We start from the raw sequence: 21,913 nt of genomic DNA on the forward strand, positions 1-21,913 counted from the left end.
TCTTAATGACGGCTTGAACCTTAAAGCCCGCTTTTGCGGGCTTTTTTACAGCATGAGCCTGGCCATATTCCCCCAATTCCCGTTAACTTTTGTCACCCTCCCTTCACCCTGTGAGGATCGCGTAGACAGTTGTAACCGTCTGTGTAAATTGCCGTAACGCGATTGACGCAACCGGCTTTACACCTTATATCACTCGGAAGAAGTTTGGATCAGTCTGATGTTTGACCCCCAAGGGGAATGAAATGAAAAAGCTTGCTGCATCACTATTAACCCTGAGCCTGCTCTCACCGACGTTAGCGATGGCACACGGTGGCCACGGGGGGCCGGGATTCAATATTTTGCCTGATGCCGCTGTTGCCGTGGTGATTGGTGGTTTGACCTACTGGGCGTTAAACGGCAATTACTACCAAAAACAGGGCGATGATTATGTAGAAGTCGACGCGCCGCCGCAGGATGATGCGCCGCCCCCACCGCCAGAATCTGAAGAAGACTATGAATCCGCACCGCCAGACCTGGCTCCGCTTGATTTTCACGGTGAGCGTTTCTACGTCAGCAACGGTCATTACTACAAGCGCGATCCTTCGGGTCAGTATTACGAAATTCCTCGCCCGGACGGGCTTTAAGCCTGCAATAAAAAAAGCCCGAATTATCGGGCTTTATCATCGATCAAGCTAAAACTTAGCCTTCCCAGCGTTTCAGCAGTACGCAGGCATTGACGCCGCCAAAGCCGAAGCCGTTGGACAAGGCATAGTTGATTGCATGTGGCTGCGCTTTGTTACCGACGATGTTTAATCCTTCGGCGGCAGGGTCTTTATTGTCCAGATTTAACGTAGGCGGCACGATTTGGTCACGCACGGCCAGAACGGTAAAGATGGTTTCCAACCCGCCGGCGGCGCCCAAGAGGTGTCCGGTTGCTGACTTGGTGGAAGTAATGGCCAGTTTGCCGTCAGTACCAAACAGGGTTTTGATGGCGTTAATTTCGCCCAAATCACCCACCGGTGTTGAGGTGGCGTGCGCGTTCAAGTGTTCAACCTGCTCTGGTTTAATGCCACCCTGACGCAACGCGATTTTCATTGCACGTCCTGCGCCGTTACCATCTTCAGCACCGGATGTCATATGGTAAGCATCACCGCTGGTGCCGTAGCCCACAATCTCGGCCAGCGGGGTTGCGCCGCGCGCCAAGGCGTGTTCCAACTCTTCAATCACCAGCATACCGGCGCCTTCCCCCATCACAAAACCATCGCGTGCGCTGTCGAAAGGACGTGAAGCCTGCTCTGGATGATCTTCATGACCGGTAGACATTGCTTTGGCCGCGGCAAAGCTGCCGAGGGTTACGGTATCAATGGTGGCTTCAGCACCGCCGCACAGCGCAACGTCTGCTTCGTCGTTACGAATCAAACGAACTGCATCGCCAATAGCCTGAACGCCAGCGGCGCAGGCGGTAACCGGTGCGCCAATCGGGCCTTTGAACTGATGCTTAATAGAAACTTGCCCCGCAGCCAGATTGACCAGGAATGAAGGGATAGTGAACGGAGACAAACGCTTAGGACCGCGAGTGTCGTTGATGCGCACAGCGTTGGCAATCGCTGGGAAACCACCGATGCCGGAGCCAATCACCGTAGCAGAACGTTCCTGCTGCTCGGCAGTTTCGGCGTGCCATCCAGACTGTGCAATCGCCTTATCGGCCGCTGCCATTGCGAAGAGGATGAAACGGTCCATCTTCTTCTGATCTTTCGGCAAAACGTGCTGGTCTGGATCAAAACCTGATTCGGCGTCCTGCTCAACGCTAAGCACCTGGCCGCCGATTTTCACGGTCAGGGTCTCAACGATTTCGTCAGGAAGAACGCGGATACCGGACTGGCCGGCCAAAAGGCGTTTCCAAATCGTTTCGATATCACAACCGAGCGGGCTCACCGCCCCCATGCCAGTAATTACTACACGACGATGAGTCATAAATCTTCCTCTGCGGATCAATCCGTAAAATTGAGATGTGAGAACACATCTTTTTTGGCGGCCCGGTTACTTCACCAGACTGCGTAAAACTAAATTGGTGATAACCAACACGCGTTCTTCAAGCTGCTCGGGCGTTTTCTCCTCCAGCATCAACGGATGCGAAAAAGGGGTCATTACGCTGGCGATGGCCATACAAACTTCATCGAGTGGCGTTTGGGACTCAAATTCGCCTGACTCACGCCCCTCGCTAATCACGTGCTTAAGAATACTGTACAGCGCCGCTCTGTGGTTCTTGGCTGAACTCCAATGGTTTGCTGCGGCAACGGCAGCAATGTCGTGCAGCTTTCTTTCTTCAAAAAATAGCGCAAGACTTTTACTCAGCAGCGAGGCAAACAGTTCTCTCAAACGATCGGCGGCGCTGTTATCGCTTTGTGAGATTTCACGCAGCGCGTCGTCAATTTGCCCCAGCGAGTGGGTGCAAACCGCTTCACCAATGGCCTGTTTAGATTCGAAAAACTTGTAAACGTAGGCGCTTGAAACACCGATGGCCTTTGCCAAATCGGCCACGGATGTTTTTGAATATCCATAGTGGCGAAAATGGTCCAATGCGGCCCGGATTATCTGCTCGCGGCGCTCATGCAACGCGGGACCACGCTGTGGCAGTGCAATCGGGGTTTCGGGCTTCATAAAGCTCTCCAGAGCCAAGGCAAAAAATACCTATAGGTATAGCCTAAGTTAACAGGTGATAAATATACACATTCGTCACCATTAAGGTATAGCTAATTTGTAGAAAAAAGTAAAACGAAGGGTAGGAAGCGACAATTAGCGTGGGATTTTCCCTATTTAAAGTAATGCAAATATTAGCGTTGTTACTTAGAATATAGGCATTCAATGACTTTTTAAGCTCATAGGATGAGATAAAATAATCCGAAGATAAAATTAAAAGAAAACTCAGTCGATACTCAAACTAAAGCTTATTACCCTATAGTGAGTAAATCTCTATGGTTTTTCGATTGGCGAAATTTTATGTTGCTCACTGTCCTCTACATTATTGGTATCACTGCTGAAGCCATGACTGGCGCGCTGGCTGCTGGGCGTCGAAAAATGGATCTGTTCGGGGTCATTATTATTGCTGCCGCAACGGCAATTGGCGGAGGAACCGTGCGTGACATGGTTCTAGGCCACTACCCGCTGGGTTGGGTTCAGCACCCACAGTACATTTTGATTGTCGCGGCTGCGGCTATTCTCACCACTTGGCTTGCTCCGCTGATGAAGCATCTGCGCAAGCTGTTTTTGGTACTTGATGCACTGGGCCTGGTGGTGTTTTCTATTATAGGAACACAAATAGCGCTGGATACCGGCCATGGACCGCTGATTGCCTCCATTGCCGCGGTGATCACCGGCGTATTTGGTGGCGTACTGCGCGATATGCTATGTAATCAGATCCCCCTGGTATTTCAGAAAGAAATTTATGGCGGTATCTCATTTGCCTCTGCCTGGCTCTACATTGGTCTACAGCATTTCCCTATTCCGCAAAATCTGGTGGTAATCGTAACGCTGTTAGCCGGTTTCATTGCACGACTGATTGCCCTGCGCCTCAAACTTGGCCTGCCGGTGTTTAATTATCCCGACTCTGACCACTAATCAATTTTCTCCTAAGCCGCCAGTCGGATTGAATGCTGGCAGCTTCTCCTGCTGTAGCGTCTCAACCAAAGCAATTACGCTGGGGTGCTCAATAAAATGCATTATCCGATCCGCGTTTTTTTTACCGACTCCACGCCCCGTTTGCCACTGTTCGGCGCTCATTGCCTGCATTTCGGGCCAGTCCAACCTATCAACCATTTTTAACCCAGCGGCAGGGAAACCCAGTGCAGAGATCCAACGCCGCAGGCTCTTCTGCCGCGAGAGTTCAATTTGCGCAAAAAGCTTACTGGCTTTTATATCGCCGACGGCGGGCAACGTTTTTAGCTGCTCCTGACTCAGAGAAAGCCACCCTGTCAGTGACGTAAGCAGGTGAGCATCGAGCAACTTTTTCCAGGTCCCGGGGCCGAATCCACTCATGTTCAATCCTTGAGGCCCGCTAAGCCATACCAATCGTGCCAGAAACTGCTCGCGGCAGTGCATATCGGGTTTAAAGCAGGAGAAAATATCCGCTTTTTTATTTTCAGTGGTTTTCTCCACCGAGACTGTATTTTCATTGCGAACTGCCACACGCCAAACGACTTCATCAAGACGCGGTATCCCCTGCCCCGCCAGGCTAACAACCACCCGGTCACCAATAATAATCCCCCACTGCTTTAATTTTTCGGGTGAGCCAACGCTGACGCGCGAAACCTGTTTATCATCGAGTGTGATAGGCTCGAGGAGTAAAACTACTGAGCGCTTTCCACTGCGCCCCACGGAAGTTTCAATGCCAACAACTTCGGTGTCTTTGCGCACCAGAGGATATTTCCACGCGACGGCCCAATTGGCGGGACGATTACGCCAAAAGCGCCCTTCCGGCTCGTCCTGCTGGCGGATCACTACGCCGTCGGTCGCAAAAGGCAGAGGATGCTGAAACCAATAATTTCGCCATTCGCTTACCTGATGAAAGTGATTAACAGGCTGAGTGTATTCAGCGGTTAGAGGGAACCCGATCTCTTTCAGCCGTTGCAGTCGAGCTTGCATCTGCCCTGGGCCATCGGGCCATTCCCATATGAAAATACCCATTTTGGGTAACGGCGTTGACAGAGAATTTCGCATCATGGCACCCGCAACTTGCGCGCGGGCATTCACCCCGCCAGACACGCCTTGTTGATGTCCGTTCATCAACAGAAAAAGTTCACCCTGCAAAATAACGCGCGCCGAAACATCTGGAATTTGCAGAGGAATGGCGGGAATAGAGCGAGCTTTATCCGTCCAGTCTTGGCCATATTGACCATCGCCGCGGCTTAATAAAGAAATTAGTTGGCCCTGCTGATAAACAAGGGTTACTGCGATGCCATCGATTTTCGGCTGGATCCACAGCCCATGCCTCCCCTTCATCCATCTCTTTACGTCAGCCTGAGCGGGCAGTTTTTTTAAGCCGGTATGAGCAACTGGATGCAGTAAAGGAGCTTTGCTTTTGGGGAGAACCTGTTCTGTAGGGACCTTTTTGGCACATATCTGCCAAAATTTATGTTTTTCTCGCAGGCTGTCGTAAAGCCCATCGTCAATTTGGCTATTGCCCCGCTGGTGATATTCAATATCCCAACCATCAAGCTGTGACGACAGTTTATCTATCTCTTGCTCAAAACGCGTTGGCGACCACAGTGGACAACGCGGTAAGGGTGAGCAATAAGCGGAAAAAGAGATAAATGGAATTAAAATCAATGTAATAAACTGTGAATAACGCATGCTGACTCTCCTTGTTGCGCTTATTCAATGCGCATTCAAAACGTCTTGCCAGCGGCAATGCGATTTGTTCCAGGACGTCGCGGAAAGTTTTATAGATCTTGCAAAATTTACAGCGATTTAATGGAATAAGCCTCGCAAAAGAACGAGATTCAACTGTTTTATCCGGATTACTTGCGTTCAAATGTGTCGGAACGCTGCACCAAAAGCGGCGAACGTGTATACTGTGCCGAAGATCACTCTTCTGTATTTTCATATCAACCCAATCAGCTGAAACGTCAACATGGTTCAAGGCACGCTATATATTGTCTCCGCCCCCAGTGGAGCAGGTAAATCAAGTCTGATTCAGGCTTATCTTAAAACTCAACCGTTATATGACACGCAGGTTTCGATTTCTCATACTACGCGTCAGGTTCGACCTGGTGAGAAAGACGGCGAGCATTATTTTTTCGTCTCTAAAGACGAATTCTGCGAGATGATCGGCAAAGACGAGTTTTTAGAACATGCCGAAGTGTTCGGTAATTATTACGGCACCTCACGCAAGGCCATTGAACAAGTTTTAGCTTCTGGCGTTGATGTGTTTTTAGATATCGACTGGCAGGGCGCGCAGCAAATTCGCCAGCGTATGCCCCAGGCACGCAGTATTTTTGTACTGCCGCCATCGAAAGATGAACTCGATCGCCGCCTGCGTGGCCGCGGTCAAGACAGCGAAGACGTTATCGCCAAACGCATGGCGCAGGCCGTTGCCGAGATGACACACTTCGCTGAGTACGACTATTTAATTGTGAATGATGATTTCGATTTGGCTCTATCGGATCTCAAAACTATTATTCGCGCTGAACGTCTTCGTCTGAGCCGTCAAAAGCTTCGTCATGACGGATTAATCACCAAACTATTGGCAGACTGAAGACACTTTCAGTATTATGCCCAGTCTTTCGTCCCCCAGTGGAGTAGCACATATATGGCACGCGTAACTGTTCAAGACGCTGTAGAAAAAATTGGTAACCGTTTTGACCTGGTGTTGGTGGCTGCTCGCCGCGCACGCCAGCTGCAATCTGGTGGTAAAGATCCACTGGTTGCTGAAGAGAACGACAAATTTACCGTTATTGCCCTGCGTGAAATCGAAGAAGGCCTGATCACCAATCAGATCCTCGACGCGCGCGATCGTCAGGAGCAAAAAGAGCAAGAAGCCACCGAGATTCAAGCAGTTACTGCTATCGCCGAAGGCCGTCGTCCTAGTTAATTAGCGGGTCTATCTTGTACATCTTTGAAAGCCTGAATCAGCTGATTCAAAAATACCTGCCAGAGGACCAGATCAAGCGCCTCGTGCAGGCATACCTCGTTGCGCGGGACGCGCACGAGGGTCAGACACGCTCGAGCGGTGAGCCGTACATTACTCACCCTGTTGCCGTGGCCTGTATATTAGCTGAGATGAGACTCGACCATGAAACGTTGATGGCGGCGCTGTTACATGACGTCATCGAAGATACGCCAGCAACTTACCAGGACATGGAACAGTTATTTGGTAAAAGCGTTGCTGAACTGGTTGAGGGCGTTTCAAAGCTCGACAAGCTGAAATTCCAGGACAAGAAAGAAGCTCAGGCGGAGAACTTCCGCAAGATGATCATGGCGATGGTGCAAGACATCCGCGTCATTTTGATCAAACTGGCTGACCGTACCCATAATATGCGCACGCTGGGCTCTCTTCGTCCGGACAAACGTCGCCGCATTGCCCGTGAAACGCTAGAGATTTATAGCCCTCTGGCGCACAGGCTGGGTATTCATCACCTCAAAACCGAGCTTGAAGAGCTGGGTTTTGAGGCGTTGTACCCCAATCGTTATCGCGTTATCAAAGAAGTGGTGAAAGCCGCGCGCGGTAATCGTAAAGAGATGATCCAAAAAATCCTCTCCGAGATTGAGGGTCGCCTCACCGAGGCCGGCATTCAGTGTCGGGTGAGCGGGCGTGAAAAACACCTGTACTCGATTTATCTCAAAATGCATCTGAAAGAGCAGCGTTTCCATTCGATTATGGATATTTACGCCTTTCGGGTCATCGTTAAAGAGCTGGATACCTGCTACCGCGTACTCGGTCAGGCGCACAGCCTTTACAAGCCTCGCCCGGGCAGGGTCAAAGATTATATCGCCATACCAAAAGCCAACGGCTATCAGTCTCTGCATACGTCATTAATCGGGCCACACGGCGTGCCGGTTGAAGTTCAGATCCGTACCGAAGATATGGACCAGATGGCAGAGATGGGCGTGGCGGCGCACTGGGCTTATAAAGAGAACGGCGAAAGTAACGGCACGACGGCGCAAATTCGCGCTCAGCGCTGGCTGCAAAGCCTGCTCGAGCTTCAGCAGAGTGCCGGTAACTCCTTTGAATTCATCGAGAGCGTTAAATCTGACCTCTTCCCTGATGAAATCTACGTCTTTACACCGGAAGGCCGCATCGTTGAGCTGCCTGCTGGCGCGACGCCGGTCGACTTCGCCTACGCCGTGCATACCGATATCGGCCATGCCTGCGTCGGTGCACGCGTTGACCGCCAGCCTTACCCGCTTTCGCAGCCGCTGACCAGCGGCCAGACCATCGAGATAATAACCGCGCCGGGCGCACGTCCGAATGCGGCATGGTTAAACTTTGTGGTCAGCTCGAGAGCGCGGGCAAAAATTCGTCAGATGCTGAAAAATCTCAAACGTGACGACTCTGTCTCACTCGGTCGCCGTCTGTTAAATCATGCACTGGGAAGCGGGCGTAAACTTACCGACCTGCCGCCGGAAAATATCAAGAAAGAGCTCGACCGCATGAAGCTTGCCGCCATGGACGACCTGCTGGCTGAAATCGGCTTAGGGAATGCCATGAGCTTGGTGGTGGCTAAAAATCTGATGGGTGACCAGTCTTCGATGGCCTCCTCGGGTTCACGTAATCTGCCGATTAAAGGTGCAGACGGCGTGCTGATTACCTTTGCCAAATGCTGTCGTCCTATTCCGGGTGACCCGATTATTGCTCACGTTAGCCCGGGTAAAGGCCTTGTGGTTCACCACGAGTCTTGCCGAAACATTCGCGGCTATCAAAAAGAGCCTGAGAAGTTTATGGCGGTTGAGTGGGATGATCAGGAAACCGAGCAAGAATTTGTCGCCGAGATTAAAGTCGACATGTTTAATCATCAGGGCGGACTGGCCAATCTGACCGCGGCAATTAATGCGGCGCAGTCAAACATCCAAAGCCTGAGCAGCGAAGAAAAAGACGGTCGCGTCTACAGCGCGTTTATCCGCCTGAGCACCCGTGACCGCGTTCATCTGGCTAACATTATGCGTAAAATTCGTATCATGCCGGATGTGATTAAAGTTACCCGAAATAGAAACTAGCTGATGACTCCTGAACGTTATGCGCGCATCCGTGAAATGCTGGCAGCACGCCAACCTGACCTGACCGTTTGTATGGAGCAGGTGCATAAGCCACATAACGTGTCTGCGGTTATCCGTACCGCCGATGCCGTTGGCGTTCATGAGGTTCACGCCGTTTGGCCGACCAGTCGAATGAAAACGCAGGGTTCGTTTGCCGCGGGTGCCAATAGTTGGGTGCAGGTCAAAACGCACAAGACAATTCAAGACGCCGTTGCCAAAATGAAGGCAATGGGCATGCAAATTCTGGCGACCAACCTGTCTGAGAAAGCGGTAGATTTCCGTACTATCGATTATACCCGCCCAACCTGTATTCTGTTGGGTCAGGAAAAAACCGGTATCACTCCTGAAGCGTTGGCACTGGCCGACAGCGATATCGTGATCCCGATGGTAGGCATGGTGCAGTCTCTCAACGTCTCGGTGGCGTCGGCGCTGATTCTTTATGAAGCACAGCGCCAACGTCAGAATGCCGGCATGTATCAGCGCACAGCCAGCGTTTTAAAAGAAAAAGAGCAGCAGCGCCTGCTGTTTGAGGGCGGATATCCCGTGCTGGCAAACGTGGCGCTGCGCAAAAAACTGCCCCGCCCTTTCATCGATGATACCGGCAGCATTGTTGCCGATGACGCCTGGTGGGCCGCGATGCAAATGACGGTTGCCAGATGAAGGGCCGCCTGCTGGATGCCGTCCCGCTTACGTCCCTGACCGGCGTGGGCGCAAGTCAGGCAGAAAAGCTCGCAAAAATCGGCCTCGAAACTATTCAGGATTTACTGCTTCATCTTCCCCTGCGCTATGAAGACCGCACACGCCTCTACGCCATCAACGATTTACTGCCGGCGATTTTTGCCACCGTTGAAGGTGAAGTGCTGCGCACGGACATCAGTTTTGGCCGTCGTCGCATGCTCACCTGCCAGATAAGTGACGGCACCGGTCTGCTAACCCTGCGCTTTTTTAACTTTAATGCGGCAATGAAAAATAGCCTCGCCGCCGGTCGTCGAGTTACCGCTTATGGTGAGATAAAGCGCGGAACGATTGGCGCCGAGATTATTCATCCCGAATACCGCGTGCAGGGTGAAAACAGCGAAGTTGTTTTACAAGAATCACTGACGCCAGTTTATCCCACCACCGAAGGTATTCGTCAGGCCACGTTGCGCAAGCTGACCGACCAGGCATTATCACTGCTTGATACCCAACCCATTGTCGAACTTTTGCCGCAGGAGCTCAGCCGCGCGCTGATGCCACTGTCGCAGGCGTTGCATCTGTTACATCGCCCCCCGCCTGATATGCAGCTTGCCGACCTTGAAAAGGGTCAGCATCCGGCACAGCGCAGACTGATTATGGAAGAGCTGCTGGCTCACAACCTCAGCATGCTGGCGGTGCGTGCCGGAACGCAGAGCTACAAGGCGCTGCCGCTGGGAAAAGACCACAAGCTGATGGACACATTTTTAGCGTCGCTTCCGTTTAGCCCGACCGGCGCACAGAGTCGCGTGGTTGCCGAAATTGAAAAAGATTTGGCTCAGGGCTACCCGATGATGCGTCTGGTGCAGGGTGACGTCGGCTCCGGCAAAACGCTGGTCGCCGCACTCGCTGCGCTTTGCGCCATCGCTCAAGGCAAGCAGGTGGGCCTGATGGCACCGACCGAACTTTTGGCCGAGCAGCATGCCAATAACTTCCGCCAGTGGTTTGAACCGCTGGGAATTCAGGTCGGCTGGCTTGCAGGAAAACAAAAAGGCAAAGCGCGCATCGCCCAGCAAGAGGCGATTGCCAGCGGACAGGTATCGATGGTGGTTGGTACTCACGCCATCTTCCAGGAACAAATTCAGTTCTCCGCACTAGCACTGGTCATTATCGACGAGCAGCACCGCTTCGGCGTCCACCAGCGTTTGGCGCTGTGGGAAAAGGGCAAGCAGCAAGGCTTCCATCCGCATCAGTTGATCATGACCGCCACGCCAATTCCGCGCACGCTGGCGATGACTGCTTATGCAGATCTTGATACCTCGGTTATCGACGAACTGCCGCCAGGGCGCACGCCGGTCACTACCGTTGCCATTCCTGATACCCGCCGCAGCGACATTATCCAGCGGGTGAAAAGTGCCTGTATGGAAGAAAATCGTCAGGCTTACTGGGTCTGTACGCTGATTGAAGAATCGGAAATGCTTGAGGCTCAGGCGGCGGAAGCGACGTGGGAAGGGCTGAAAATCGCCCTGCCGGAGCTGAAGATCGGTTTGGTTCACGGTCGAATGAAAGCGCAGGAAAAGCAGGCAGTCATGCAGGCTTTCAAGCAAGGTGAAATACAGCTGCTGGTTGCCACCACGGTTATCGAGGTTGGCGTCGACGTGCCCAATGCCAGCCTGATGATTATTGAAAACCCCGAACGTTTGGGTCTAGCCCAGCTGCACCAGCTGCGCGGCCGCGTAGGGCGTGGTGCCATCGCCTCCCATTGCGTGCTGTTGTATAAAACGCCGCTAAGCAAAACCGCGCAGAAGCGTTTGCAAGTATTACGCGACAGCAACGACGGTTTTGTCATCGCACAGCAGGACCTGGAGATCCGCGGTCCGGGCGAACTGCTGGGTACGCGACAAACCGGCAGCGCCGAATTTAAAGTCGCCGATTTACTGCGCGACCAGGCGATGATCCCAGAAGTTCAGCGCATCGCCCGCCATATTCAGCAACAGTATCCCGAACATGCACGGGCGCTTATCGAACGCTGGCTGCCCGAGCGGGTTCGTTACACTAACGCTTGATAACCCTATCAAAAATACCCCCCACTTGATTAAGTCATATCAGACAGCTGCATCGGCTAATTATTTGTGTCTTGGGCGATAAAAATGCCGCTGGCAAACGATTGCTTTTGTGCCCAAGATCATGAAAAATGCCCGCTTTCGGCTTAACAGGGTGCCCAACGTGACAACACAATCTGCCGAGCCAGAGGCTCAGCGCCAATCGCCAGAAACTACACGCAACAGTGAATTAATCTATCGGCTGGAAGACCGCCCGCCGTTGCCACAAACGCTGTTTGCGGCCTGTCAGCACCTGCTGGCGATGTTTGTTGCTGTTATCACTCCCGCATTGTTGATTTGTCAGGCTTTGGGTCTGCCCGCTCAGGATACTCAGCACATTATTAGTATGTCGCTGTTTGCCTCCGGTTTGGCGTCAATTCTGCAAATCAAAACCTGGGGTCCGGTCGGTTCTGGCCTGCTGTCCATTCAGGGAACCAGTTTCAACTTCGTGGCACCGTTAATTATGGGCGGCATGGCGATTAAAAATGGCGGGGCCGATGTTCCTACCATGATGGCCGCGCTGTTCGGCACGCTTATGGTGGCGTCATGCACCGAGATTTTGCTCTCGCGCGTATTGCATCTTGCGCGCCGCATTATTACCCCGCTGGTTTCCGGTATTGTGGTGATGATCATCGGCCTGTCTCTTATTCAGGTAGGATTAACGTCTATTGGCGGTGGCTATGCCGCGATGAGCGACCACACTTTTGGTGCGCCGAAAAACCTGATTCTGGCTGCCGTGGTTCTGGTGGTGATTATTCTGCTCAACCGCCAGCGTAACCCCTACTTGCGTGTCGCCTCGCTGGTAATAGCTATGGCGGTGGGCTACGCGGTTGCCTGGGGCATGGACATGCTGCCCGCTGCGACACCGGCTGCAACAACGCACTGGATAACCCTGCCTACCCCGCTCTATTACGGCCTTGGCTTCGACTGGAATCTGCTTGTTCCGCTGATGCTTATCTTTATGGTGACCTCGCTGGAAACCATTGGTGATATCACCGCTACCTCCGACGTTTCAGAGCAGCCGGTCAGCGGTCCGCTGTATATGAAACGCATTAAGGGTGGCGTGCTGGCTAATGGCCTGAACTCGATGCTGTCTGCGGTGTTCAACACCTTCCCCAACTCCTGCTTCGGCCAGAATAATGGCGTTATCCAGCTGACCGGCGTTGCCAGTCGCTATGTCGGATTTGTGGTAGCGCTGATGTTGATTGTGCTAGGCCTGTTTCCGGCGGTGGCGGGCTTCGTGCAACATATCCCCGAACCGGTGCTCGGCGGGGCGACTATCGTGATGTTTGGCACTATTGCTGCATCTGGCGTGCGCATCGTGTCGAGAGAGCGTCTTAATCGCCGTGCGATTATGATCATGGCGCTGTCGCTGGCCGTAGGGATGGGCGTTTCACAACAGCCGCTGATCCTGCAATTTGCACCAGACTGGCTCAAAACATTGCTCTCCTCCGGCATTGCCGCAGGCGGTATTACGGCCATCGTGCTGAATCTGGTCTTCCCGCGCGAACCGTAGTGGTTTGAAAACTAAGGCAACATAGGTTCAACAGCGGCGGAAGGGTTATCCTCCCGCCGTTTTTTATTGCCTGTAACATGTTAACCTATTGAGAAAGATTGCTGATTACGGCATAAACAGGTGTACGTTTTTCCGACTTTCTCAACGGATATGGATTCAGACGATGAAATTTATCGGTAAATTGCTGCTGACAATAGCCCTGCTGTTGGTTTTGGCAATCGTCATACTGTACGTTTTACTGCAAACACGTTGGGCCGCTGGCTCGCTTAGCCGTTGGGTGAGTGATAACAGTGAATATCATCTGTCGTTTGATAAAGTCGATCACTCCTGGTCTACCCCTTCGTGCATCACGCTTTCTGGGGTGAAGTTTGGTGAAAAAAATCAGCCGGACGTGCTTGATGCCAACGAGGTTGATTTCGACCTGAGCTGGCGTCAAATTACCGATCCGCGCTTTTTCGACCGGCTGGTGCTGGTAGACGGCACGCTGAACCTTTCTCCTTCTCCGTTGAATCTGCCGCTGCAGGCAAATACGCTGCAGTTAAATAATATTGCGCTGAACGGCAGCCTTGAACAGTGGAAAGTGGCGGGCAAAAACGTGAATGCGGGAATTACGCCGTGGCAACCGGCCAAGAACGCGGTATTAGGCAACAATGCCCAATTCCAATTGAGTGCAGACACGCTGGCGCTGGACGATATTCCAGCTAATAATGTGTTGATTCAAGGACGTATAAACAACCAGCAGCTGACGCTGAGTAATTTTGGCGCAGATATGGCCCGTGGGCAGCTCACAGGCAAAGCCAGTCGCAGCATCGACGGCAGCTGGACGGTGGATAATTTGCGTTTGAGCAACATCAGGCTGCAAAGCGCACAGCCTATTTCTACCTTCTGGCAGGAGTTTGTGAAACTGCCGAAAGTGGAGATCAAACGTCTGGACCTGATTGATGCCCGCCTGCAGGGTCAAAACTGGGCCTTCACCGATTTAGACATGACCATTACCGACGTTACGCTGCAGCAGGGCGACTGGCAGAGTAGCGACGGACAACTTTCGCTGAATGCTACCGATCTGATTGACGGCAATCTGCACTTCCTCGATCCGATCGTCAATCTCGACCTTTCCCCACAGGGCGTTGCCATCCGACAATTTGGCACCCGCTGGGAAGGTGGTCTGCTGCGCACTACCGGTAGCTGGGATCGCGCAACCAAAAGTCTGAAGCTTGATGATGTCAGCGTTGCCGCCCTGGAATACACGCTGCCGCAGAACTGGCGCCAACTATGGGTTGATACGCTGCCGGACTGGTTGTCAGAAGTCTCCGTCGATAAGTTTACGGCTAACCGCAACCTGATCATTGATATATCACCTGATTTCCCGTTCCAGCTCACCGCGCTCGACGGTTTTGGTACCAACCTGCAGTTGGCACACAATCATCAGTGGGGGATTTGGTCGGGCAAACTGAATCTTAACGCCAGCGACGCCACGTTTAACAAAAATGACGTTCGCCGCCCTTCTCTGGCGCTGGAAGCCAGTGCTGACAAGGTCAACATTACCGAGCTGAGCGCTTTTACCAAAGAGGGGCTGCTTGAGGCCACCGCCACCGTTAGCCAGCAGCCGCAGCGTGACTTCTCGGTGAAACTAAATGGTCGCGCAGTACCTGCCAATGAATTGCAAAACTGGGGATGGCCGGAAACTTCGTTACAGGGCAATGTAAACCTGCAGCTAAACCTGCAAGGCCAGATGCCTGCCAACGTTGATTTCAAACCCACATTGAGTGGCACGCTTCACGCCACTGGCAACGACGGCAAGCAAGTCCAACAGCAAATGACCAAAGGTGTAACAGGACCGGCTCAATAAATAAAATTATTATTTGAATTAGCGATAAGCCCGGTGAAAGCCGGGCTTTTTGTTAATTGATTGACGGTTCTAAAGGCGCATCGGCTGAGGCCGGCAACACCAGGTAGGTCCCCTCAAACACCGCGCCCTCTCCCTCTTCACCCATCAACTGTACGTCTAGCTGTACTCGAGCCTTACGCCCTTTTGCCAGTCTGTCGAGATCACCGCTTATCGAACTGAGATCGGCTATCGCCCGAGGCCTTCCGGTTACCGGTGAACTGTAGCGGATGTGTGCATCGGCCAGCACGATGGTGCCGCCAAGATGTCTTTCACGCAGCAGCAGCCAGATAAGTCCCCAGCCCGTCAGCGTCGCCAGTGAAAATAGACTGCCGGCAAAAAGGGTGTGGTGTGGATTTTGATTGCCGTTTTCAGGCATGGTGGTGACAAAACGCTGGCCGGTATACTGGCTAATCCTTACGCCCATTTTTTCACTCAGTGGAATATGGTCGTACCAAGCCTGCTGCAATTGACCGCACCAGTCTGGGCGATGCAAAATATCGTCCAGCGTGGCGATCGGTTTAATCATTAAAAAGTGGCGCACTGGCGTCGTCTGCGGCGTGGTGATCTCACCCTGGTTGATGAATCCCAACTTTGCAAAAAATTCAACGGCGTCTTCACGGGCGCTACACACTACGCGCTTGACCCCTTCCTGACGCGCAACGGACTCCAGCGTCATCGCAACCAGCGTCCCCAGCCCTTTAGCCTGCACGTTAGGATTAACCGCAAGAAAGCGAATGGAGGCCTCATTGTCGGCATTAATATATAAGCGCCCTACAGCGACAGTTTCACCCTGCTCATCCACCACCATTTGATGGTGCGCCATGGCATCATAAGCATCACGCTCGGACCCTTCGGGCTGATGAAGAGGTTTACGCAGCATTTCCCAACGAAATTTATAATAGGCAGCCAGTTCTGATTCGGTAACGGGAACTCTAAGGTGATACATAGATACTTTCTCTCTCAGGCGATGCGCCGTTGCTTCAGACCTGTAACCAGAAGGTCACGGGACCATCGTTGACCAAAGCCACTTTCATATCCGCGGCGAAACGTCCGGTTTCGGTATGAATGCCTTTCTCACGGCACTGACCATTGAAATATTGATACAGCCGGTCGGCGTCTGCCGGTGCTGCTCCACGTGAAAAGCCGGGGCGTGTGCCCTTCTGGGTATCGGCAACCAGCGTAAACTGCGATACCACCAGCAGGCTACCGCCCGCCTGGGTCACGTTCAAATTCATTTTGCCTTCGCTGTCACTAAACACGCGGTAACCGGCCACTTTCTCACAGAGCTTCTTGGCTTTTTGCTCGTCATCGCCCTGCTCGACGCCCAGCAAGACCAGCAAACCTGAGCCAATTTCACCACAAACTTCGCCATCCACGGTGACGCTGGCCTGTAAAACTCGTTGAATTAACGCAATCATAACGACTCTATTTCTCCTGCAACACGGGTTCTTCATCGGGCTCTTGTGCACGAAACTCACCGAGTGTAACGGTGATTTCGGCCCCCAACAAGACGATACACCAGCTGATATAGACCCATAAAAATAGAATCGGGATCACCGCCAATACGCCATAAATCAGCTGATACGAGGGAAATAGCTGCACATAAAGCGCAAAGACTTTCTTACCCAGCTCAAACAGTGCACCGGCAACCAGCGCGCCAATCAGCGCATCACGAGTCGGGACGCTGGCTTTAGGCACAATCGAGTACAGCAGCCAGAAGGAAATCCAGGAAATGAGCAGCGGCAAGGCGCGCAGTAATCTGTCGACTATAGAGTGGACACCGCTTAGGCTCAGCCAGTTCAACGATAAAAGATAAGAACTGATAGCCACGCTGGCGACCAGCAGAATAGGTCCCAGCGTCAACACCATCCAGTACATGGCAAAAGAGTAAACAATGGGCCGCCTGGAGTGAGTGTTCCAAATTTTATTCAGTACGCTGTCGACCGACGCAATTAGCAGTAGCGAGGTCACAATCAGGCCGCAGGTTCCCACTGCCGTCATCCTGCTCGAGTTAGAGACAAACTGTTCAAGATAGCGCTGAATGATATTGCCAGTGGCGGGCAAAAAATTGGCAAAGATAAAATCTTTCAGCTGGGTGCTAATATCTGAAAACACCGGAAACAGTGCAAAAAGTGAAAACACCACGGCAATCAGTGGCACCAGTGAAAGCAGTGAGACATAGGCCAGATGCCCTGCCAACAAGGTTAATCCATCATTGTCGGCGCGCTTAAACAGCATGTGGCTAAAACGAGCTGCAGACTTGAGTCTGGGATGGAGCCTTGGCATTGTTTCGTCCTTGCATGCTTAGGTGATTTGGTTTCCAGAGAAATGACGCGGCAACGTCTGGTTGTCGACGACAAGAATAGCCTGAATACCCAGTGCGCTGGCGGCATTGACGTTTTCGGCAACATCGTCAAAGAACACGGCTTCTTGTGGGCTAAACCCTTCTTTATCCAACACGTGCTGGAAAATAGCCGGGTCAGGCTTTCTCATCCCCAACTCCTGAGACAAATATATCGCATCGGCATTTTGTTCGATTTCAGGGTAGTGTGTTGGCCAGTGCTCCAGGTGAAGACGGTTGGTATTGGACAGCACTACCACGCGATGGCCCTGCTCACGCAGCGTTTTCATCACGGCAATAGCGTCGGGACGTATACCAATAAAAATAGACTGCCAACCGGCACTGAACTGTTCGAAACTCAGCGCAATCCCCATCTCATGACAGAGCTGTTCGGCAAACTGCTGATCGCTTATTTCGCCGCGCTCGTGCTGCTCGAACACGTCACCCATCTTGAATCTTTCTATGAGATGCGCCAGCGGGGTTCCACTGAGATTGCTCCATACGCCCAGCACACGTTTGAAATCGATATCAATTAACACGTTGCCCATATCAAATATATACAGCATTGCACGCTCCTGATTTCAAAATAAGGCTTACTTTATGGGTAACTCACTTTACGGGTAAAGAGTAGGTTAGCGGTAAATCATAGGTCTGAACAGTGACACGGATACAAGCTTGATGCTTGTTTAATGAAAAAATAGCTAAAAAAAAGGACACCCGAAGGTGTCCTCTTAACGAAAAACGTTTAACCGGGAAGAAGATTAACCTTCTTTAGGACCACGGCTAGCACGTTTACGGTCGTTCTCGGTCAGGTGACGTTTACGGATACGCACAGACAGAGGCGTTACTTCTACCAATTCGTCATCATCCAGGAACTCGATCGCTTGTTCCAGAGACATTTTGATAGCAGGAACCAACGTGGTTGCTTCATCAGTACCTGAAGCACGCATGTTGGTCAATTTCTTACCGGTCAAGCAGTTAACCGTCAGGTCGTTAGAACGTGAGTGAATACCGATAACCTGGCCTTCATACACTTCTGCACCGTGACCCAGGAACAACTTGCCGCGATCTTGCAGACCGAACAGAGCAAACGCAACCGCTTTACCCTGGCCGTTAGAGATAAGCACGCCGTTCTGACGCTGGCCGATTTCGCCTGGACGAACGTCGTCGTAGTGGCTGAAAGTGGAGTAAAGCAGACCAGTACCAGAAGTCATGGTCATGAATTCGGTACGGAAACCGATCAGGCCACGAGCCGGGATCAGGTAATCGAGACGAATACGACCTTTGCCGTCAGGGATCATGTCCTTAACGTCGCCTTTACGCTCACCCATGGCTTGCATGACTGAACCCTGGTTTTGTTCTTCGATATCCAAAGTCACGTTTTCGAACGGCTCTTGCATGCGGCCATCGATTTTACGGTTGATAACTTTAGGACGAGAAACGGCCAGTTCGAAACCTTCACGACGCATGTTTTCGATCAGAACCGACAGGTGAAGTTCACCACGGCCTGAAACGCGGAATGCGTCGGAGTCTTCGGTTTCTTCAACACGCAGTGCCACGTTGTGCACCAGCTCTTTGTTCAGACGGTCAAGAATCTGACGTGAAGTCACATACTTACCTTCTTTACCACAGAACGGAGAGGTGTTTACGTTGAAGTACATGGTAACGGTTGGTTCATCAACGCTCAGTGCTGGCAGCGCTTCAACATTCTGTGGATCACAGATGGTGTCAGAGATGTTCAACTCGCCCAGACCGGTAATAGCAATGATATCGCCCGCTTCAGCGGTAGCAGCTTCGATACGCTCCAGGCCCATGTGGGTCAGAACTTTACCGACTTTACCGTTGCGAGTTTTGCCTTCGCTATCGATAATCGTAACCTGCTGGTTAACTTTAGCTACGCCGCGTTTGATACGGCCAATGCCGATAACGCCAACATAGTTGTTATAGTCCAGCTGGGAGATTTGCATCTGCAGTGGGCCATTGCTGTCAACCTGTGGAGCAGAGACGTGGTCAACAATTGCCTGGTACAGCGGGGTCATGTCTTCGGCCATGTCGTTATGGTCGGTACCCGCGATACCCAGCAGTGCTGATGCATAGATGATTGGGAAATCAAGCTGCTCGTCGGTCGCATCAAGGTTTACGAACAGGTCAAATACCTGATCTACAACCCAGTCAGGACGCGCGCCAGGACGGTCAACCTTGTTGATTACCACGATCGGCTTCAGACCATTAGCAAATGCTTTTTTGGTCACGAAACGGGTTTGCGGCATAGGGCCATCCATTGCATCCACAACCAGCAGCACCGAGTCAACCATTGACATCACACGCTCTACCTCACCGCCGAAGTCGGCGTGTCCTGGGGTATCCACGATGTTGATGCGGTAGTCTTTCCAATTAATGGCGGTGTTTTTTGCGAGGATGGTAATCCCACGCTCTTTCTCCAAATCGTTGGAGTCCATTACGCGTTCGGTGGCTTCTACACGTTCTCCGAAGGTACCGGATTGTTGTAGCAGCTTATCAACCAAGGTAGTTTTACCATGGTCAACGTGGGCAATAATGGCGATGTTACGCAAATTTTCGATCACAGCTTTGCCTCAGGCATTTAGAAATATAGAAATAGCGCGCTATTGTACACGTATTAGGCTAGGTTCTAAACAAGTTCACAAGATTCTCTTCGAAACAAGTTCTGTCTGGTCATTTTACGATCCCTTTCACGGTGCAAATCTCACCTTGACCCAATTTGGTGCACCATTTTGGTTCACCACCCCGGCAACATTGACCCAAAATGGTGCATAATTTCCGTTATGGTGCATACTCAATAACGGTAAAGGCCGCGTCAAATGGCCTTTGCTCCTTTTTCACAAAGTTGGCACAGATTTCGCAATCAACTATTCAGGGTGAAAAGAGTCTTATCAGAGGAAGTAAAAAAGCTGTTTAGGCCACACGCCATTTTCAACAATGTTTGATTATTCGTTTCGTTCCACGACGATGACATAATGAGAAATTCGGGAGAACTAGTATGTCCGCTGAACACGTTTTTGCGATTATCAAGGAAAATGAAGTTAAATTCATCGACCTTCGCTTCACCGACACCAAGGGTAAAGAACAGCACGTTACCATCCCATCTCACCAGGTAAGCCCTGACTTCTTCGAAGATGGTAAAATGTTCGATGGTTCATCCATCGGCGGCTGGAAAACAATCAACGACTCAGACATGGTTCTGATGCCAGACCCAAGCACTGCGGTTCTTGACCCGTTCTTTGAAGAGTCAACCTTGATTATCCGTTGTGATATCGTGGAACCAAACACGCTGCAAGGTTATGACCGTGACCCACGTTCAACGGCAAAACGTGCTGAAGACTTCTTGAAATCTTCAGGCATCGCGGACACCGTTCTGTTCGGACCAGAGCCAGAATTCTTCCTGTTTGATGACGTTCGCTTCGGCAGCAGCATCTCGGGTTCACACGTTGCTATCGATGATATCGAAGGCGCATGGAACTCCAGCACCAAATACGAAGGCGGCAACAAAGGCCACCGTCCAGCGGTTAAAGGCGGTTACTTCCCGGTTCCTCCGGTCGACTCCGCTCAGGACCTGCGTTCTACCATGTGTTTGACCATGGAAGAAATGGGCCTGGTTGTTGAAGCTCACCACCATGAAGTGGCGACCGCTGGCCAGAACGAAGTGGCAACCCGCTTCAACACCCTGACCAAAAAAGCTGACGAAATCCAAATCTACAAATACGTGGTGCACAACGTGGCTCACGCATTTGGCAAAACTGCGACCTTTATGCCAAAACCAATGTTTGGCGATAACGGTTCAGGCATGCACTGCCACATGTCTCTGTCCAAAGACGGTAACAACCTGTTCTCTGGCGACAAATACGGCGGCCTGTCTGAAACTGCGCTGTACTACATCGGGGGTATCATCAAGCACGCTAAAGCAATCAATGCGTACGCTAACCCAACGACCAACTCATACAAGCGTCTGGTCCCAGGCTACGAAGCCCCAGTTATGCTGGCTTACTCAGCGCGTAACCGTTCTGCTTCTATCCGTATTCCACACGTTTCTAGCCCTAAAGCGATGCGTATCGAAGCGCGCTTCCCTGATCCAGCGGCTAACCCATACCTGGCGTTTGCTGCACTGCTGATGGCTGGCCTTGATGGCATCATCAACAAAATCCATCCTGGCGATGCAATGGACAAAGACCTGTACCACCTGCCACCAGAAGAAGCGGCAGAGATCCCACAGGTTGCTGGCTCCCTGGAAGAAGCGTTGAACTGCCTGGATGCAGACCGTGAGTTCCTGACCCGCGGTGGCGTGTTCTCTGACGACGCGATCGATGCTTACATCGCACTGCGTACTGAAGAAAACGACCGCATTCGCATGACGCCACACCCAGTAGAGTTCGAACTGTACTACAGCGTCTAATAAATGCCGTAGCGCAGGGGAGCGGATGGGTTCGCTCCCCGAGCTTTACATACTGCACCGCTGTGCTTAGCAGTGGTGCAGAGCAAAAAATATCTCGATATTTTTGTTGCCGTGGAAACGTTAGCCCATCTCCGGATGGGCTTTTTTCTCCACGCGACTTTCCTGTGTGACACCACTGACCCGACTGTTTGGCGGGTAGCGGTTTAAATGCACCAATCAGGTGCGGGAGACTGCT

General features: G+C 51.8%; 18 protein-coding genes. 10 read left to right on the plus strand and 8 right to left on the minus strand.

What is annotated here, in order from left to right:
* Window positions 1-242: 242 nt before the first annotated feature.
* Window positions 243-623, plus strand: coding sequence for a DUF6515 family protein (locus GA565_RS00790; RefSeq protein ID WP_055773540.1), 381 nt, complete (start codon window positions 243-245; stop codon window positions 621-623).
* Window positions 624-678: 55 nt separating this feature from the next.
* Here the strand turns inward: GA565_RS00790 and fabF are convergent, their stop codons facing one another.
* Both fabF and GA565_RS00800 read right to left on the minus strand, forming a co-directional pair.
* Window positions 679-1,953, minus strand: a complete 1,275-nt coding sequence (fabF, locus tag GA565_RS00795) for a beta-ketoacyl-ACP synthase II (RefSeq protein WP_152196988.1) — start codon at window positions 1,951-1,953, stop codon at window positions 679-681.
* Between the two features lie 66 nt (window positions 1,954-2,019).
* Window positions 2,020-2,640 (minus strand): TetR/AcrR family transcriptional regulator, encoded by a 621-nt coding sequence (locus GA565_RS00800; protein WP_152196989.1) that lies wholly within the window; start codon window positions 2,638-2,640, stop codon window positions 2,020-2,022.
* Window positions 2,641-2,979: 339 nt separating this feature from the next.
* On the opposite strand from GA565_RS00800, the gene GA565_RS00805 reads away from it, so the two are divergent.
* Complete coding sequence (locus tag GA565_RS00805) at window positions 2,980-3,597, plus strand: trimeric intracellular cation channel family protein (protein WP_152196990.1); 618 nt, start codon at window positions 2,980-2,982, stop codon at window positions 3,595-3,597.
* Here GA565_RS00805 and ligB read toward each other — a convergent pair whose 3' ends face one another.
* Window positions 3,598-5,328, minus strand: a complete 1,731-nt coding sequence (gene ligB / locus GA565_RS00810) for an NAD-dependent DNA ligase LigB (protein WP_152196991.1) — start codon at window positions 5,326-5,328, stop codon at window positions 3,598-3,600. It abuts the gene before it with no gap.
* A gap of 280 nt (window positions 5,329-5,608) precedes the next feature.
* Between ligB and gmk the strand changes: the two genes are divergently transcribed.
* From gmk to GA565_RS00845, 7 genes are all read left to right on the plus strand, one after another.
* On the plus strand, window positions 5,609-6,232 hold the full coding sequence (gene gmk / locus GA565_RS00815; protein WP_152196992.1) for a guanylate kinase: 624 nt from the start codon (window positions 5,609-5,611) through the stop codon (window positions 6,230-6,232).
* A gap of 54 nt (window positions 6,233-6,286) precedes the next feature.
* The gene (gene rpoZ / locus GA565_RS00820) at window positions 6,287-6,568 is read left to right on the plus strand and encodes a DNA-directed RNA polymerase subunit omega (protein ID WP_017493940.1); all 282 of its coding nucleotides are present in this window, start codon (window positions 6,287-6,289) and stop codon (window positions 6,566-6,568) included.
* Window positions 6,569-6,582: 14 nt separating this feature from the next.
* Window positions 6,583-8,691 carry a bifunctional GTP diphosphokinase/guanosine-3',5'-bis pyrophosphate 3'-pyrophosphohydrolase gene (gene spoT / locus GA565_RS00825; RefSeq protein ID WP_055773528.1) on the plus strand — a complete coding sequence of 703 codons (2,109 nt, stop codon included), beginning with the start codon at window positions 6,583-6,585 and terminating at the stop codon, window positions 8,689-8,691.
* A 3-nt stretch (window positions 8,692-8,694) separates the two neighbouring features.
* Entirely contained in the window at window positions 8,695-9,390 is a 696-nt protein-coding gene (gene trmH / locus GA565_RS00830) for a tRNA (guanosine(18)-2'-O)-methyltransferase TrmH (protein WP_055773526.1), read from the plus strand.
* On the plus strand, window positions 9,387-11,468 hold the full coding sequence (recG, locus tag GA565_RS00835; protein WP_152196993.1) for an ATP-dependent DNA helicase RecG: 2,082 nt from the start codon (window positions 9,387-9,389) through the stop codon (window positions 11,466-11,468). The genes trmH and recG overlap by 4 nt, the downstream gene beginning before the upstream one ends.
* 121 nt (window positions 11,469-11,589) lie before the next feature.
* On the plus strand, window positions 11,590-13,020 hold the full coding sequence (locus GA565_RS00840; RefSeq protein WP_193311956.1) for an NCS2 family protein: 1,431 nt from the start codon (window positions 11,590-11,592) through the stop codon (window positions 13,018-13,020).
* A gap of 163 nt (window positions 13,021-13,183) precedes the next feature.
* Window positions 13,184-14,869, plus strand: coding sequence for an AsmA family protein (locus GA565_RS00845; protein WP_152196995.1), 1,686 nt, complete (start codon window positions 13,184-13,186; stop codon window positions 14,867-14,869).
* Between the two features lie 52 nt (window positions 14,870-14,921).
* Here the strand turns inward: GA565_RS00845 and fabY are convergent, their stop codons facing one another.
* The 5 genes from fabY to typA form a co-directional block, all read right to left on the minus strand.
* The gene (fabY, locus tag GA565_RS00850; protein WP_152196996.1) at window positions 14,922-15,854 is read right to left on the minus strand and encodes a fatty acid biosynthesis protein FabY; all 933 of its coding nucleotides are present in this window, start codon (window positions 15,852-15,854) and stop codon (window positions 14,922-14,924) included.
* A 34-nt stretch (window positions 15,855-15,888) separates the two neighbouring features.
* Window positions 15,889-16,326 carry a D-aminoacyl-tRNA deacylase gene (gene dtd, locus GA565_RS00855; RefSeq protein ID WP_152196997.1) on the minus strand — a complete coding sequence of 146 codons (438 nt, stop codon included), beginning with the start codon at window positions 16,324-16,326 and terminating at the stop codon, window positions 15,889-15,891.
* A gap of 7 nt (window positions 16,327-16,333) precedes the next feature.
* Complete coding sequence (locus GA565_RS00860; protein ID WP_152196998.1) at window positions 16,334-17,194, minus strand: virulence factor BrkB family protein; 861 nt, start codon at window positions 17,192-17,194, stop codon at window positions 16,334-16,336.
* 18 nt (window positions 17,195-17,212) lie between these two features.
* Entirely contained in the window at window positions 17,213-17,815 is a 603-nt protein-coding gene (gene yihX, locus GA565_RS00865) for a glucose-1-phosphatase (RefSeq protein WP_152196999.1), read from the minus strand.
* A gap of 195 nt (window positions 17,816-18,010) precedes the next feature.
* On the minus strand, window positions 18,011-19,834 hold the full coding sequence (gene typA, locus GA565_RS00870; RefSeq protein ID WP_055773509.1) for a ribosome-dependent GTPase TypA: 1,824 nt from the start codon (window positions 19,832-19,834) through the stop codon (window positions 18,011-18,013).
* 434 nt (window positions 19,835-20,268) lie between these two features.
* Here typA and glnA point away from each other — a divergent pair, with 434 nt between their 5' ends.
* Window positions 20,269-21,678: a glutamate--ammonia ligase gene (glnA, locus tag GA565_RS00875; RefSeq protein ID WP_055773507.1), complete on the plus strand. Its 1,410-nt coding sequence runs from the start codon at window positions 20,269-20,271 to the stop codon at window positions 21,676-21,678.
* Window positions 21,679-21,913: the final 235 nt, after the last annotated feature.

Source organism: Rouxiella sp. S1S-2 (assembly GCF_009208105.1).
Classification (GTDB): domain Bacteria; phylum Pseudomonadota; class Gammaproteobacteria; order Enterobacterales; family Enterobacteriaceae; genus Rouxiella.

Excerpts from the sequence above, each read along its gene's own strand:
- GA565_RS00845 (WP_152196995.1), top strand. The coding sequence starts at position 13,184 with ATGAAATTTATCGGTAAATTGCTGCTGACAATAGCCCTGCTGTTGGTT.
- glnA (WP_055773507.1), top strand. The coding sequence starts at position 20,269 with ATGTCCGCTGAACACGTTTTTGCGATTATCAAGGAAAATGAAGTTAAA.
- fabY (WP_152196996.1), bottom strand. The coding sequence starts at position 15,854 with ATGTATCACCTTAGAGTTCCCGTTACCGAATCAGAACTGGCTGCCTAT.
- rpoZ (WP_017493940.1), top strand. The coding sequence starts at position 6,287 with ATGGCACGCGTAACTGTTCAAGACGCTGTAGAAAAAATTGGTAACCGT.
- dtd (WP_152196997.1), bottom strand. The coding sequence starts at position 16,326 with ATGATTGCGTTAATTCAACGAGTTTTACAGGCCAGCGTCACCGTGGAT.
- fabF (WP_152196988.1), bottom strand. The coding sequence starts at position 1,953 with ATGACTCATCGTCGTGTAGTAATTACTGGCATGGGGGCGGTGAGCCCG.
- GA565_RS00790 (WP_055773540.1), top strand. The coding sequence starts at position 243 with ATGAAAAAGCTTGCTGCATCACTATTAACCCTGAGCCTGCTCTCACCG.
- GA565_RS00840 (WP_193311956.1), top strand. The coding sequence starts at position 11,590 with ATGAAAAATGCCCGCTTTCGGCTTAACAGGGTGCCCAACGTGACAACA.
- yihX (WP_152196999.1), bottom strand. The coding sequence starts at position 17,815 with ATGCTGTATATATTTGATATGGGCAACGTGTTAATTGATATCGATTTC.
- GA565_RS00805 (WP_152196990.1), top strand. The coding sequence starts at position 2,980 with ATGTTGCTCACTGTCCTCTACATTATTGGTATCACTGCTGAAGCCATG.
- gmk (WP_152196992.1), top strand. The coding sequence starts at position 5,609 with ATGGTTCAAGGCACGCTATATATTGTCTCCGCCCCCAGTGGAGCAGGT.
- recG (WP_152196993.1), top strand. The coding sequence starts at position 9,387 with ATGAAGGGCCGCCTGCTGGATGCCGTCCCGCTTACGTCCCTGACCGGC.
- GA565_RS00800 (WP_152196989.1), bottom strand. The coding sequence starts at position 2,640 with ATGAAGCCCGAAACCCCGATTGCACTGCCACAGCGTGGTCCCGCGTTG.
- ligB (WP_152196991.1), bottom strand. The coding sequence starts at position 5,328 with ATGCGTTATTCACAGTTTATTACATTGATTTTAATTCCATTTATCTCT.
- trmH (WP_055773526.1), top strand. The coding sequence starts at position 8,695 with ATGACTCCTGAACGTTATGCGCGCATCCGTGAAATGCTGGCAGCACGC.
- GA565_RS00860 (WP_152196998.1), bottom strand. The coding sequence starts at position 17,194 with ATGCCAAGGCTCCATCCCAGACTCAAGTCTGCAGCTCGTTTTAGCCAC.